This window comes from Paraburkholderia hospita (assembly GCF_002902965.1).
Lineage (GTDB): Bacteria > Pseudomonadota > Gammaproteobacteria > Burkholderiales > Burkholderiaceae > Paraburkholderia > Paraburkholderia hospita.
In genome coordinates this window covers 1,996,554-2,010,587 of sequence record NZ_CP026105.1, presented here as the reverse complement: position 1 = coordinate 2,010,587, position 14,034 = coordinate 1,996,554, and the positions used below count along the sequence as shown (strand labels likewise).

The 14,034-nt window shown below is 63.5% G+C and carries 10 protein-coding genes; 8 read left to right on the top strand and 2 right to left on the bottom strand.

What is annotated here, in order from left to right; all coding sequences use genetic code 11:
- Window positions 1-4 precede the first annotated feature (4 nt).
- On the top strand, window positions 5-607 hold the full coding sequence (locus tag C2L64_RS08985) for a hypothetical protein (protein WP_090835237.1): 603 nt from the start codon (window positions 5-7) through the stop codon (window positions 605-607).
- Between the two features lie 40 nt (window positions 608-647).
- Window positions 648-1,832, top strand: a complete 1,185-nt coding sequence (locus C2L64_RS08980; protein ID WP_007585838.1) for a cystathionine beta-lyase — start codon at window positions 648-650, stop codon at window positions 1,830-1,832.
- A gap of 114 nt (window positions 1,833-1,946) precedes the next feature.
- Here the strand turns inward: C2L64_RS08980 and serB are convergent, their stop codons facing one another.
- Window positions 1,947-2,786: a phosphoserine phosphatase SerB gene (serB, locus tag C2L64_RS08975; RefSeq protein WP_079499532.1), complete on the bottom strand. Its 840-nt coding sequence runs from the start codon at window positions 2,784-2,786 to the stop codon at window positions 1,947-1,949.
- A 392-nt stretch (window positions 2,787-3,178) separates the two neighbouring features.
- On the opposite strand from serB, the gene C2L64_RS08970 reads away from it, so the two are divergent.
- From C2L64_RS08970 to C2L64_RS08950, 5 genes are all read left to right on the top strand, one after another.
- On the top strand, window positions 3,179-5,161 hold the full coding sequence (locus C2L64_RS08970) for a glycoside hydrolase family 28 protein (protein WP_090835236.1): 1,983 nt from the start codon (window positions 3,179-3,181) through the stop codon (window positions 5,159-5,161).
- Window positions 5,162-5,287: 126 nt separating this feature from the next.
- Complete coding sequence (locus C2L64_RS08965) at window positions 5,288-6,523, top strand: cytochrome P450 (protein WP_090835345.1); 1,236 nt, start codon at window positions 5,288-5,290, stop codon at window positions 6,521-6,523.
- Window positions 6,524-6,724: 201 nt separating this feature from the next.
- Window positions 6,725-7,711 (top strand): non-homologous end joining protein Ku, encoded by a 987-nt coding sequence (gene ku / locus C2L64_RS08960; RefSeq protein ID WP_090835343.1) that lies wholly within the window; start codon window positions 6,725-6,727, stop codon window positions 7,709-7,711.
- Window positions 7,712-7,763: 52 nt separating this feature from the next.
- The gene (ligD, locus tag C2L64_RS08955) at window positions 7,764-10,640 is read left to right on the top strand and encodes a DNA ligase D (RefSeq protein WP_090835234.1); all 2,877 of its coding nucleotides are present in this window, start codon (window positions 7,764-7,766) and stop codon (window positions 10,638-10,640) included.
- Between the two features lie 70 nt (window positions 10,641-10,710).
- Entirely contained in the window at window positions 10,711-11,022 is a 312-nt protein-coding gene (locus tag C2L64_RS08950; RefSeq protein WP_090835232.1) for a hypothetical protein, read from the top strand.
- 79 nt (window positions 11,023-11,101) lie between these two features.
- On the opposite strand, the gene C2L64_RS08945 is transcribed toward C2L64_RS08950, so the two are convergent.
- The gene (locus tag C2L64_RS08945; RefSeq protein WP_090835229.1) at window positions 11,102-12,058 is read right to left on the bottom strand and encodes a LysR family transcriptional regulator; all 957 of its coding nucleotides are present in this window, start codon (window positions 12,056-12,058) and stop codon (window positions 11,102-11,104) included.
- Between the two features lie 166 nt (window positions 12,059-12,224).
- On the opposite strand from C2L64_RS08945, the gene C2L64_RS08940 reads away from it, so the two are divergent.
- Entirely contained in the window at window positions 12,225-13,241 is a 1,017-nt protein-coding gene (locus C2L64_RS08940; protein WP_007585851.1) for a zinc-binding alcohol dehydrogenase family protein, read from the top strand.
- Window positions 13,242-14,034 lie beyond the last annotated feature (793 nt).

Sequence of the window (14,034 nt, the reverse complement as noted above, 5' to 3'; positions counted from 1 at the left end):
ACGGATGCAGGAAACCAGGTCGAAACACAGGGCGTCGTGGCCCGCGATGATCGCGGCTGCGGCATTGGCTGTCGCGGCGGCGATGCCCGTCGCGACTCACGCGGAAAGCGACGCCGTCAAGGCACTCGCGGCGCCGCCGCCGATCCAGCTGCCGCTCAAGCCCAGCCCCGAGTTCGCGAAGTTTCCGCAGTACGCGGGCACGCTCGGCAAGCGTCAGATCGTGCTGCGGCTGGGCGCGAAAACCGACGATCCCTCCGGCGTACACGGCGAATATCAGTTCGCCGACACGGGCGAAGTGATCCTGATCGCGGGCGACCGTGATGGCGACACGCTCGAAGTCGAAGAGTCGAATGACGGCACGCATATCACGGGCAACTGGGTCGGCAAGTTCGCCGCCGATGGCTCGATTGAAGGCGAACGGATGAACGTCGACGATTCCAATCCGCTGGAGTTTTCGTTGCGGCCGCTCGCAGCGGGGCAGAAAGCGCCGTTGGCTGCGCCCGTTCAGGCGCAGAAACCGGCACAGCAGCCAACGCAGCAACCCGCGCAGCCGCGCACCGGCGGCCAGCCCGTCAACGGCGTGAACAATCTGACGATCGGCGAATAGGCGCCGCGCGCATCACTGACGAATCCAACTTTCTTTGACCATGACTCAAAAGACTCCGAAGCACGGCTTGCAGACCCGCATCGTCCAGCCGACCGATCAGCTGACGCCCGGTTGGGAATCGTTCTCGGTGCCCGTGGCGCGCGCCTCGACGGTCGTTTTCCCGGACCTCGCAGCGATGCGCGCGCTCGACTGGCGCAACGACGCGCAATGGCGCTACGGCCTGCACGCAACGCCGACTTCGATCGCGCTCGCGCAGCGCCTTGCTGCCCTCGAAGGCGGCAACCATGCGCTGTTGCAGCCGTCGGGGCTGTCGTCGATTTCGAACGTGTATTTCGGCCTGATGAAATCGGGCGACGACGTGCTGATCCCCGACAACGTCTATTCGCCGAACCGCGATCACGCCGAGTGGCTCGCGAAGGACTTCGGCATCACCGCGCGCTACTACGATCCGATGATCGGCGCGGGCATCGCCGACCTGATCCAGCCGAACACGAAGCTCATCTGGCTCGAAGCGCCCGGCTCGGTGACGATGGAAGTGTCCGACATTCCCGCGATCACGGCCGTCGCCCGCGCGCGTGGTGTCGTCACGGCGATCGACAACACGTGGTCGGCGGGTCTGTCGTTCCGTCCGTTCGATCACGGCGTCGATATTTCGATGCAGGCGCTCACGAAGTACCAGTCGGGCGGCAGCGACGTGCTGATGGGCGCGACGATCACGGTCGACCGTGATCTGCATCTGAAGCTGAAACTGGCACGCATGCGGATGGGTATCGGCGTGTCGGCGGACGATTGCTCGCTCATCCTGCGCAGCCTGCCGTCGATGAAAGTGCGTTTCGACCACCACGACAAAAGCGCGCTCGAACTCGCGAAGTGGCTGAAGACGCGTCCGGAAATCGCCGTGGTGCTGCATCCGGCGTTGCCCGATTGTCCCGGCCATGAATTCTACGAACGCGATTTCACGGGCGCGGGCGGGCTGTTCTCGGTCGTGTTCGACGCGCGTTATACGCCGGAACAGATCGACAGGTTCTGCGAATCGCTGGAACTGTTCTCGCTCGGCTGGAGCTGGGGCGGCGCGCAAAGTCTGGCGATGCCGTACAACGTCGCGTCGATGCGCACCGAATCGCAATGGCCGCATCGCGGCACGCTGGTGCGGTTCTACGTCGGTCTTGAAGAAGAATCGGATCTGCGCGCGGATATCGAGCGTTGCCTCGTCGCGTTGGGTTGAACCAGTCGCGCGTGAAGCGCTCCTAGCGCTTCGTCGAGCCAGAAGCAAAAAGGCCCGCTCGGTTTCGAGCGGGCCTCTTGTTTTGATCCAGCAACGCGAAGCGAACGCGCGGGTTCAGAAAAGCCGCAACAGTCCGTCCAGTCCGACGTGATTGAATGCGACGCTCGCCGCTTCGCGCACAACCGGCTTCGCGCGGAACGCAACGGACAGGCCAGCCGCCGCCATCATCTTCAGATCGTTCGAGCCATCGCCCATCGCAATCGCGCGGGTCGGCTCGATGCCGAGCTTGTCGCACGCTTCGCGCAGCGTGCGCGCCTTCACGTCGGCGTTGACGATCTCGCCGAGCACACGGCCCGTCAGCTTGCCGTCGACGATTTCCAGCGTGTTGGCGCGCGTGAAATCGAGACCGAGACGCGCTTGCAGCTTGTCGGTGAAGAACGTAAAGCCGCCCGATACCAGCAGCGTCTTCATGCCCGCGGCCTTCGCGCCCGCCAGCATCTTTTCCGCACCCGGCGACAGTTGCAGGCGTTCTTCGTAGACCTTTTCGAGCGCGCTTGCATCGAGGCCTTTCAGCAGCGCGACGCGGCGCGTCAGGCTCTCGTTGAAGTCCTTGATCTCGCCACGCATCGACGCTTCCGTGATCGCCGCCACTTCCGCCTTCAGCCCGCAAAAATCGGCGATTTCATCGATGCATTCGATCGTGATCAGCGTCGAATCCATGTCCATTGCGACGAGGCCGAAGTCGGTCAGCCGGCGGCCCGCTTCGACGAACGCGAAGTCGAGCGCATGCGTTCCGCAGTAGACGTCGAGGTCGGCGCGCTGCCCGAGGTCTGCGTTTTCGATGCGCACTGCGCACGGATCGATCACGGTGAGATTCGAGCCGCGCGATAGCGCGACGAGCGGCTTGTGATGTTCAGCGGCAAGCGGCGTGAGGCTTTGGATGACGAGATTCATGTCGACGCAGGAAATGGGCAGCAGCAAGAAGGCACGGGAAACGCCCATTGTAACGGTTCCGTGCGACGCGGCCGCGCAGGCGAGGGTGGTGCGTCCTACGGATGGCATCGACGCGTAGTGCGTTTCAATTTCGCGGAACGCGATCGTAGTGGTCGGATCTATCTCATAAATATCCCACTAATAATACCTGGTACTACGGAATGAATGAATGAGCCAAGCGGGGTTTACCACATGACTTTTTATTGATTCGGATCGCTAATATTCCCTGCGTTGTTTGACAACATCTCGGCAAATGGCATGGCTTGTCAGATGACGGGCGAACGTGATGCGTCTGTCGGAAGTCTGCTGACGCGATGCACGACTTAGAAAATTCCAGGGAAAACAGAGCGAACATGAACACTCGCATCGAACATCTTGCATCGACGCCGACACGACCCGCGCGGGCAGTCTCGGCGTGGCTTGCGTTGCTTTCGACGGCGCTGATTCTCACGGCCTGCGGCGGCGGGTCGGGGCCGGCCGCGTCGGACGTATCGGGCGGCAACGTGGACAACAACGGCGCCCTTGCGCCCACTGCTGCTTCCAGCGCAAGCGACGCCAGCGCTACGACACCCAATCAGCCGGCCTCCGACGCCACTGCTGCCTCCGACGCCACGCCAGCCAGCGACGCCGTCCCCGCCAGCGACGCAAGCGGCACGCCCGCGCCGGGCTTCCAGGTCGGCACGTCTACATTCGATGCCGCACTGCCACCCGAACCGACATTGCCGACGTCCGCGCAAATCTGTCAGACGCTGCCCGCCACACTGACAGCCCAAACGAAGGGCCTGCTCCCCGATAGCGCCGACGCTGCCAACACAGCCCCGGACACCACGCGCATCCAGGCCGCGCTGACGGCATGCACGAACGCCGCGAGCACAGGCCTTTCGACGAACAAGGTCGTGCGTCTGACGTCCGGCGCGAACGGGGCAAACGCGTTCCTGTCCGGCCCGCTGAATCTGCCGAGCGGCGTCACATTGTGGATCGACAGGCGCGTGACCTTGTTCGCATCGCGCGATCCGCGCCAGTTCGACAAGACCCAAGGCACGGCGAGCTGCGGCCTGATCACTGCCAGCGACAATGGCTGCAACGCGCTGGTTACGGCCGCCAAGACGAGCAACAGCGCGGTCGTCGGCGACGGCACGATCGACGGGCGCGGCGGCAGCCAGCTCGTCAGCAGCGTGCGCGACGATCCCAATCTGCTCAAGCGCGCCGATGGCTCCGCGATGAGCTGGTGGGACATCGGCTATGAGGCGAACGTCGTGCAGAACAAGTCGCAGAACAACCCGCGTCTCATCCAGATCAACAACGGCAGCAACTTCACGCTGTATCGCGTGACGCTGCAGAACGCGCCGAAGTTTCACGTCGTGCCGAGCGGCGTGCAGGGCTTCACTTCGTGGGGCGTCAAGATTTACACGCCGACGGCCGCCTACGAGGCAATGACCAACTACAAAGGCGTGCCGTACAGCACCGTCAATGCAAAGAACACCGACGGCATCGACCCCGCGAGTTCGGGCCCGATCACGAGCAATCCGGGCAACCCCGGCAAGTTCACGGGCGACGCGAGCAACATACTCATCGCGTACACGTCGATCCGCACAGGCGACGACAACATGGCGATCAAGGGCGGCACCGCGGCCGTCAACGGCCGCACGTACAACATCACTGTCGCGCACAGCCACTTTTACGAAGGGCATGGGATGTCGATCGGCAGCGAGTCGGCGGGGTCGGACAACGGCGTGGCCAATGCGGACGTGACGCCCGTGGGCGGCGTGTACCCGAGCGTGAGCAACGTGAACGTCTATGACCTGACTATCGACGGCGCGGACAACGGCTTGCGCATCAAGTCCGACTGGAGCCGCGGCGGCCTCGTGTCGAACATCCGCTATTCGAATGTTTGCATTCGCACGGGCAACCAGACGTCGAACCCGCAGGCGCTGATCTTCTCGCCGTACTACAGTCCCACGAAAAGCCTCGGGTTGTATCCGAACCTGCAAGCTATCGTGCTCGACGGCATACGCGTTGTGAACGCATCGAACTACACGTTCCAGGGCTTCAATTCGGCAAGTCCGGTTCTGCTCGGCTCGGGCTGGTCGGCGGGAACGGTTGGATTCCCGAGTCCGCCTGTGGTCAATCCGTTGCTGATCTCGCTGAACAACGTCGTCGCGGATGACACGCCGCTAAGCATGACCGTTGCGGACGCACAGTTCTCGATCGGCGAAGGCGGCACGACGTTGCCGTTGCAGGCGGGCAGCGGCGTGACATTGACGCGCGCGGCGGGCGCGCAGGTGTCGCCTGTCGATTGCAGCAAGGCGTTCGTGCCGTTCCCAGCGAAGTCGTGACGTAACGAGGCGGGCGTGACGCGCATCGGCGTCACGCCCTGCAAGCAATACGGCGTCGGCATGGTTCATACTGGCAACTCGAAACGTTCAGCCGCGCTCGCGGCGAAGATCAAAAAGGAGACGCCCATGCACCCGTCCAACGCGACGTCGAACGATGCTGACATCGCCCGTCAGTTCGATTTACGACACCTCGACGCGTCGTTTCATGCGGACCCGTATCCCGTCTATCACGCGCTGCGCACGCACGAGCCCGTCAAGCGCATGCCGGACGGCTCGCTCTTCCTCACGCGCTATCGCGACGTGCAGGCCGTCTATCGCGATCCGAAGGCGTTCAGCTCCGACAAGAAAGTCGAGTTCGCGCCGAAGTACGGCGCGACGCCGCTCTTCGAGCATCACACGACGAGCCTCGTCTTCAACGATCCGCCGCTGCATACACGCGTGCGCAAGCTGATCGCAGGCGCGTTGACAGCGCGCGCGATTGCCGCGATGGAGGACGGATTGGTGCGTCTCGTCGACGGCTTGCTCGACCGTGCGGCCGAGCGCGGCGAGATCGATCTGATCGGCGACTTCGCGGCAGCGATTCCCGTCGAAGTGATCGGCAATCTGCTCGACGTGCCGCACGACGAACGCGAGCCGCTGCGCGACTGGTCGCTTGCAATTCTCGGCGCGCTCGAACCATCGCTGACGACGGAGCAACATGAGCGGGGCAACCGCGCGGTGACGGAGTTCGTGGCGTATCTAAAGGGTCTCGTCGCGCGACGCCGTGCCGCGCCCGGCGACCCGCAGCACGACGTGCTCACGCGTCTGATCGAGGGCGAAGCAAACGGCGAGCAGTTGTCCGAAGTCGAACTGCTGCAAAACTGCATCTTCATCCTGAACGCCGGCCACGAAACGACGACCAATCTGATCGGCAACGGCCTCGTCACGCTGAGCGTCTGGACGGACGAACGCGATGCGTTGCTGCGCGAGCCGTCGCTGATCGAAAGCGCCGTCGAGGAATGCTTGCGCTTCGAGAGTTCGAACCAGCTCGGCAACCGGATGACGATGGTCGATACGGAAATCGGCGGCGTGCCGGTTGCGGCGGGCACGCCCGTCACGCTGTGCATCGGCGCGGCGAACCGCGATCCTGAGCAGTTTGCGCAGCCGGACCGCTTCGACATCCGCCGCGCGCCGAACCGGCATCTCGCGTTCGGCTTCGGCATTCACCAATGCGCGGGACTGTCGCTTGCGCGCCTCGAAGCGCGCATCGCCATTGGACGCTTCGTGCGGCGCTTTCCTTCATATCGAATCAGCGGCGAGCCGACGCGCGGCGGGCGCGTGCGCTTTCGTGGCTATGCGGCCGTGCCGTGCGCGGTCGAGTGAAATCTGCGGGCCGATACCGCCGACTCGAAGCGGTATTCCGGCATCCGTAGCTTTTTCCGCCTCTGAGGCAAGACTTACAGCGGGATCGCGTCGCGCTGCTGCGACCGTCCCTCGCGGGCATAGCACGGTGCGCATAGCGGCCCGCATCGGCGCTGGGCACGCTTGCTGCTTCGCATGGAGTTCAACTTCCGGGAGCGCGCGATGGCTCATATGATCTGGAAAGGCGCGATCAGCTTCGGTCTCGTCCATGTGCCGGTGCAACTGTATCCGGCGACCAAGTCCGAAAAAGTCGGCTTCAATCTGCTCGACAAGCGCACGATCGATCCCATCGGCTATCGGCAGATCAACAAGCGCACGGGCAGGGAAGTGACGCGCGACAACATCGTGCGCGGCTTCGAGTACGAGAAAGACCGATACGTCGTGCTGACCGACGAGGAAATTCGCGCGGCGAATCCCGAGTCGACGCAGACCGTCGATATCCTCGCGTTCGTTGACGCACCCGATATCCCGTTTCTCTATCTCGACACGCCGTACTACCTCACACCCGATCGCAAGGGCGAGAAGGTGTACGCGTTGTTGCGCGATGCGATGAAGGCGACGGGCAAGATCGGCGTCGCGAATGTCGTGATGCACAACAAGCAGCATCTGGCCGCGCTGATTCCTGTCGGGCCGATGCTCGCGCTCAACACGCTGCGCTGGGCCTCGGAAGTGCGTCCATTCGACGAGTTCAAGGTGCCCGACGAAAGCGCGAAGAAATCCGGCGTGACGTCTCGGGAGCTGGACATGGCGAAGAAGCTGATCGCCGACATGACCGACACATGGGACCCGTCCGAATACAAGGACACGTTCCGCGACGACATCCTCGCGTTGGTCGACAAGAAGGTGCAGGCCGGCAAGACGGAAGAAGTGATGGATATCGAGACGCCGCGCGAAGCGCGTCGGTCGGCGGATATTCTCGACTTGTCCGATCTGCTGAAGCGCAGCCTCGGACGCGGCGGCAAGGGCAAGGCCGCCACGCGCGCCGCGGCGGGCGATGACACGGACGACGAGGAAGAGGCACCCGCAAAGCGACGCGCGCCTTCGAAGAAAGCAGCACGCCGCGCGACGGGGGCAACCGCGAAGGCAAGTGCGGGCACAACCGCGCGCAAAACCACGAGCACGGCTGCGCGCAAGCGCCGCGCAGCCTGATCACGGATCGCGCCGCTGACGAAGCCCACGCAACGCAAAGCGCACACCGATCATGGCCGACAAGCTCGATACCTATCAGCGCAAGCGCCGCTTCGATGCAACGCCGGAGCCGTCGGGGACCGCTGCGCGGGCGAAGCGTGCAACGGGCGCAAAGGGTGCAAACACAGCCGCAAGAAAGACCGCGAAGCAGCACAGCTTGTCGTTCGTGATCCAGGAACACGACGCCCGACGCCTGCATTACGACTTCCGTCTCGAACTCGACGGCACGCTCAAATCCTGGGCCGTGCCGAAAGGACCGAGCCTCGATCCGTCCGTCAAGCGACTTGCCGTGCATGTCGAAGATCACCCGCTCGAATACGGTTCGTTCGAAGGCTCGATTCCTGAAGGCAACTACGGCGCGGGATCGGTGATCGTCTGGGATCGCGGCACGTGGGAACCGACAGGCGGCGAAGCGGGCGCGCGCGACGCGTACAAGGCGGGCAAGCTCAAGTTCCACCTGAACGGCGAGAAGCTGCACGGCGGCTGGACGCTGGTGCGCAGCCACATGCGCGGCAGCGGCGACAAGGAACAGTGGCTGCTCATCAAGGAACGCGACGACGACGCGCGCAGCGAAGCCGATTTCGACGTGCTCGAAGAGCGGCAGGGCAGCGTGCTGTCGGATGCGCCGGGCGCGCGCGGCGGCATGAACGGCACAAGCGGCTCCGGCAAAGCCGCCGCAGGCAAATCTAAGAGCAAAGAGGAACGCGCCAACGCATCGATCAAGGCGACGAAAGCCGCCGCATCACGCAGATCCAAAGGCACGCCCGCCGACCGCCCCGACATCGTCGCGACGCGTAATGCGGAATCGTTGCGCGAACTGGCCGGTCATCCGTCGATAGAAGGGGCAGTCAAGGCAAAGCTTCCCGCCGCGCTCAAGCCGCAACTGGCGACGCTCGTCGACAGCGCGCCCGCCGGCGACGATTGGGTCTACGAGATCAAATTCGACGGCTACCGCGTGCTGGCGCGCATCGATCACGCTTCGAAAGATTCCGTGCAGATTTTCACGCGCGCAGGCAACGACTGGACCGCGAAGTTCAGCAAGCAGGTCAAGGCGATCGCGCGCATCGGACTGGACGATGCGTGGCTCGACGGCGAGGCGGTCGTGCTCGACAGCAACGGCGTGCCGAGCTTCCAGGCGCTGCAAAACGCATTCGATGCGCACAGGCCGCAGGACATCACGTTGTACCTGTTCGACCTGCCGTATCTGAACGGCTACGACCTGCGCGGCGTGCCGCTCGAACAGCGTCGCGCGATCCTGCACGCGCTGCTCGAAACCGTTGACGACGACACGCTGCGCTTTTCCGAGGGCTTCGGCTTCGACGCCGGCCAGTTGCTGAAGAGCGCATGCGACATGCAGCTCGAAGGCATCATCGGCAAGAGGCGCGACAGCTATTACGTGTCGGGTCGCTCGCCCGCCTGGATCAAGCTCAAGTGTCGGCGCCGCCAGGAATTCGTGATCGGCGGCTATTCGGAACCGGCGGGCAGCCGCGAGGCATTCGGCGCGCTGCTGCTCGGTGTCTACGACACGAAGGGCAAGCTGCAATACGCGGGGCGCGTCGGCACGGGTTTCGACGCGGCCAAACTGCGTTCGATCAAGAAGGAACTCGACGCGCGCGAAACGCAGAAGATGCCGTTCGCCAGCGAGCCGCGCGAACGAAGCCGCACGCCCGTGCATTGGGTGAAGCCGGAACTCGTCGCCGAATGCAACTTCGCGGAATGGACGAGTGACGGCGTCGTGCGGCAGGCGTCGTTCGTCAGCTTGCGCAGCGACAAGCCCGCGAAGCAGATCGTCCACGAAGCGCCGAGCAAAGGAGCCGACGTGCAACAGATGACGGAAGAGATGAACGCCGGACAGGCGAAGACATCGACGGCGAAAAAGCGCGCGTCGAAGACCTCGGATGTCGAGCCAACGCCCGCGACAAAGCGTGCGAAGAAGAGCGGCGTGGAAACGCGAGGCAAGGCGGCGACGCAATCGACCAGCAAGGCCGCCACCGCGACGATTTCCGGCGTGCGAATTTCGCACCCGGACCGCGTGATCGACAAGAGCACCGGCGCGCGCAAGATCGAGCTCGCCGAATACTACGCGTCGGTCGCGTCATGGATGCTGCCGTTTCTGAAGGACCGGCCGGTCGCACTCGTGCGCGCGCCGGAGGATATCGGCGGCGAACTGTTCTTCCAGAAGCACAGCCAGAAGCTCGCGATTCCGAACATCACGCAGCATCCGGGGCTGGACCCGGACCATCCACCGCTGCTGACCATCGAAAGCGAAGCTGCGCTGGTCGGCGCCGCACAGATGGGCACGATCGAACTGCATACATGGAACGCGGTGGCCGCGAACATCGAGAAACCCGACCGCATGGTATTCGATCTCGACCCGGACCCGGCGCTCGGCTGGAAGCGGATGATCGAAGCGGCGCAGCTCACGCGCGAACTGCTTGAAGAACTCGGCCTCGCGTCGTTTTGCAAGACGAGCGGCGGCAAGGGATTGCACGTCGTCGTGCCGATCGCGAAGCAGCTCGGCTGGGACGAGGTGAAGGCGTTCACGCAAGCCGTCGCGCAGCACATGGCGACGGCGCTGCCGAAGCACTTCGCCGCGAAGATGGGCGCGCAGAATCGCAAGGGCAAGATCTTTGTCGACTATCTGCGCAACAACCGTGGGTCGAGCACCGTCTGCGCATTTTCGCTGCGCGCGCGACCGGGGCTGGGCGTATCGGTGCCGCTCGCATGGGACGAAGTGCCCGGCACGACGGCGGGCGATCAATGGAACATCGCGAATCTGCACGAGCGGCTCGACGCGCTGAAAAGCGACCCGTGGGCCGACTACGCAAAGACGAAGCAGCGCATCACGGCCGCCATGCGGCGCAGGCTGGATATGGCGGAACACGATTGACCGCTGCTTCCACGGAGCGGCAACGCACGAGACGCATCAGCGTCATCGTGAGTACATCAGGGAGAGGATCATGAAGACATCGCAACAACATGCGACGGGCGACGAGCACGAAGCGCAGAGCGCGCGCCCCGAAGGCAACGACCAGTCCAACGTGCCGAAGCGTCCGTTCAACGAGCAGGCTGCGCCGTTGCCGCATGAAGCGGATCAGAGCACGGATTCGCAGCAGGAGGACGAGCCGCGCGGCGTCGGCGAGCAGGCGCATCGCGATCTCGAACGCGGGCTCGAAGATACCGACCGCCGCGGCGGCGACGACTATCAGGAGCGCACACAAAACGACGCGCAGGCCAACGAGAATTCCGCCGAACCGGGCAAGCGCCGCTGACCTGCAAACCGATACGCGCGCAGCGAGCGCGGCAACAAAGGCGGCAACAAGCACGCCAACAAGATCACGCTAGCGCGCCTTAGCTCACCTCGCGGTCCCGCTCGATGTCCCAGTAGGGCGGATCGCCGAAATGCGCGGCGAGGAAGTCGATGAACGCGACCGTTTTCGGCGGCACGAACGCGCGCGACGGATAGACAGCCCAGATCGCGACCGTTTCGCCGAGTGGATACGCTTCGAGCACCGTCACCAGTTCGCCGCTGCGCAGATACGGCGCGACATCCCACGTCGATTTCAACGCGATGCCGAATCCCGCCAGCAAGGCATCTCGGATCACTTCGCCGTTATCCGTTGCCAGCCGCCCGCCGACGCGCACGGTCAACGGTCCCGCTGGCGTGACGAACGACCAGTCGCGCTGATCGGAGAGGATCACGCATTCGTGCTGCGCGAGATCGGACGGATGATGCGGCGTGCCGTGCCTGGCCAGATACGACGGCGCGCAGCAGATCACGCGCCGGTTCGCTGCGAGCCGCCGCGCGACGAGCGTCGAATCCTTCAGTGCGCCCAGCCGGATGCCGACGTCGACGCCGGCATCGATGAGATCGACGATTTTGTCGGTGAGCCGCAGATCGACGCTCACGCCCGGGTAGCGGCGTAGAAACTGCGTAATCACAGGCGACACATGCTGCCGTCCGAACGACGACGGCATCGACACGCGCAGCCGTCCCTGCGGCTCGGCCTGGCCGCGTCCAACTGACGCGCGCGCGGCGGCGGCCGCGTCGAGCAGCGTCTCGGCGCGCGTCATGAAGACTTCGCCTTCCTGTGTGAGGCTGACGCGGCGCGTGGTCCGGTGCAGCAGTCGCGCGCCTAGCAGCCGTTCGAGACTGGCGATGCGCGCGCTCGCGACGGCGGGCGACAGCCCGAACTCGCGTCCCGCCGCGGACACGTTGGCCAGCAACGCGGCGCGCACGAACAGCGCGACGTCGAGCAGATCGAGGCGGTCGCGTTCATCGGTTGACGCCTGGGGAATCGTGTCCATTGATTATTCGGAAATTCCAGAAAATGTTTCAGTCATTACGTTGGTTTTCGCAGCGTAAAGAATTTCCTACAGTTCAGTCAACGCGATTGGCGCGGTGCTTCGGAAGAGTTGCCCGCCGTTGTCTTCGAAATCTCTGGAAAAACGTCACACGAATCAAGGAGCTGTCATGAAAGCGATTGGCCTGACCCGTTATCTCCCCATCGACAATCCCGAGTCGCTTATCGACATCGAACTCGACAAGCCGCAGCCGGCCGGCCACGACATTCTCGTGAAGGTGGAGGCGATTTCCGTGAACCCGGTCGATACCAAGGTGCGCGCGCCGAAGGAGACGGTCGAGAAGACGCCGCGCGTGCTCGGCTGGGACGCGGCGGGTACGGTCGAAGCCGTCGGGCCGGACGTGACGCTGTTCAAGGTGGGCGATCCCGTGTTCTACGCGGGCAGCATCACGCGGCCGGGCGCGAACAGCGAGTTTCATCTCGTCGATGAGCGCATTGTCGGCCGCAAGCCGGCGACGCTCGATTTCACGCATGCGGCCGCGTTGCCGCTGACGGCGATCACCGCGTGGGAAGCGTTATTCGACCGGCTTGGCGTGTCGCCGCAGGGCGCGGATGCGGGCAAGTCGGTGCTGATTATCGGCGGCGCGGGCGGGGTTGGCTCGATTGGCATTCAGCTTGCGAAGCAACTGGCGAAGCTGACCGTGATCGCGACGGCGTCGCGGCCGGAGTCGGCGAAATGGGCGAAGGAACTGGGCGCGGATCATATCGTCGATCATTTTGGCGATATGCCTGCGCAGTTGAAGCAGATCGGCTTTGAGCAGGTCGATTATGTGTTGATGTTCAACGACACCGATCGGCATTTTCCGGCTGCTGCTGCGGTGATCAAGCCGCAGGGCGGGATTGCGACGATTGTCGAGAATGCGAGGCCTGTTCCTGTTGAGCTTCTGAAGGCGAAGAGCGCCGCGTTTCATTGGGAGTTCATGTTCACGCGGTCGATGTTCGGGACGCCCGATATGATCGAGCAGCATAAGCTGCTGACTGAGGTTGCGCGGTTGATTGATGCTGGGACGTTGCGGACGACGGTTGGGGAGGATCTTGGCAAGATCAATGCTGGGAATTTGCGGCGCGCGCATCAGATGCTGGAAGAGGGGCGGGCGATTGGGAAACTCGTGTTGAGTGGGTTTTGATTTTTTTGTTTTTCTGGTTTTTTGTCTGCGACGCGGGGCGATGGCGCCTGCGCGGCGCGGGCGGTTTGGCTTTTTATGCCTTCGCGAGGCGGTGTTTTGCTGCGCACGCTGTTTGGTTTATTTGCCTTTGCGCTGGCATCCGCGTGATGGTGTCTGCCGTTCAAGCGTCGCCCCTGTGCGGGGCGGCACCTACTTTTCTTTGCCGCCGCAAAGAAAAGTAGGCAAAAGAAAGCGGCTCACACCGCCAGCCCGTGTTCTTATCCACGGGCCCTCAACGTCCCCACGCTTCACACGGCAGTGCCCTGGTTGGTGCTGGTTGCCAACGCTTCGAATGAACGCCTCACCCGCTTCGAATACGCGTACTTGGGCAAGCGGCAGCGAATGGTATGTGCCGCCCAGGTGGCAAACTGTGTGTAGGCCGTAGTGCCTCACATGCCTCACTTCGGACCGATAGCGCACGCGTTCCACCCTGTAAGAGCGCCACGCTATACGACGCGACAACCTACACACAGTTTGCCACCTGGGCGGCCGTGAAATATCTGGCACGGCATGGAGCAGCGCGGGTGCGTGAAGCGGGTGAGGCGCTCATTCAGAGCGTTGGCAACGAACATGGGTCATGTGATTGCCGTGTGAAGCGTAAGACCCTTTGGGGGCCCTCAGGCAAACACTAGAATTGGCGGTGTGAGCCGCTTTCTTTTGCCTACTTTTCTTTGCGGCGGCAAAGAAAAGTAGGTGCCGCCCCGCACAGGGGCGACGCTTAAACAGCAAACATCACATCGCGGATGCCAGCGCA

What these genes read in the sequence shown, in the direction of transcription:
- C2L64_RS08970 (WP_090835236.1), top strand. Translation starts at nt 3,179, where the DNA reads ATGAACACTCGCATCGAACATCTTGCATCGACGCCGACACGACCCGCG.
- C2L64_RS08940 (WP_007585851.1), top strand. Translation starts at nt 12,225, where the DNA reads ATGAAAGCGATTGGCCTGACCCGTTATCTCCCCATCGACAATCCCGAG.
- C2L64_RS08985 (WP_090835237.1), top strand. Translation starts at nt 5, where the DNA reads ATGCAGGAAACCAGGTCGAAACACAGGGCGTCGTGGCCCGCGATGATC.
- C2L64_RS08950 (WP_090835232.1), top strand. Translation starts at nt 10,711, where the DNA reads ATGAAGACATCGCAACAACATGCGACGGGCGACGAGCACGAAGCGCAG.
- C2L64_RS08945 (WP_090835229.1), bottom strand. Translation starts at nt 12,058, where the DNA reads ATGGACACGATTCCCCAGGCGTCAACCGATGAACGCGACCGCCTCGAT.
- ku (WP_090835343.1), top strand. Translation starts at nt 6,725, where the DNA reads ATGGCTCATATGATCTGGAAAGGCGCGATCAGCTTCGGTCTCGTCCAT.
- C2L64_RS08980 (WP_007585838.1), top strand. Translation starts at nt 648, where the DNA reads ATGACTCAAAAGACTCCGAAGCACGGCTTGCAGACCCGCATCGTCCAG.
- ligD (WP_090835234.1), top strand. Translation starts at nt 7,764, where the DNA reads ATGGCCGACAAGCTCGATACCTATCAGCGCAAGCGCCGCTTCGATGCA.
- serB (WP_079499532.1), bottom strand. Translation starts at nt 2,786, where the DNA reads ATGAATCTCGTCATCCAAAGCCTCACGCCGCTTGCCGCTGAACATCAC.
- C2L64_RS08965 (WP_090835345.1), top strand. Translation starts at nt 5,288, where the DNA reads ATGCACCCGTCCAACGCGACGTCGAACGATGCTGACATCGCCCGTCAG.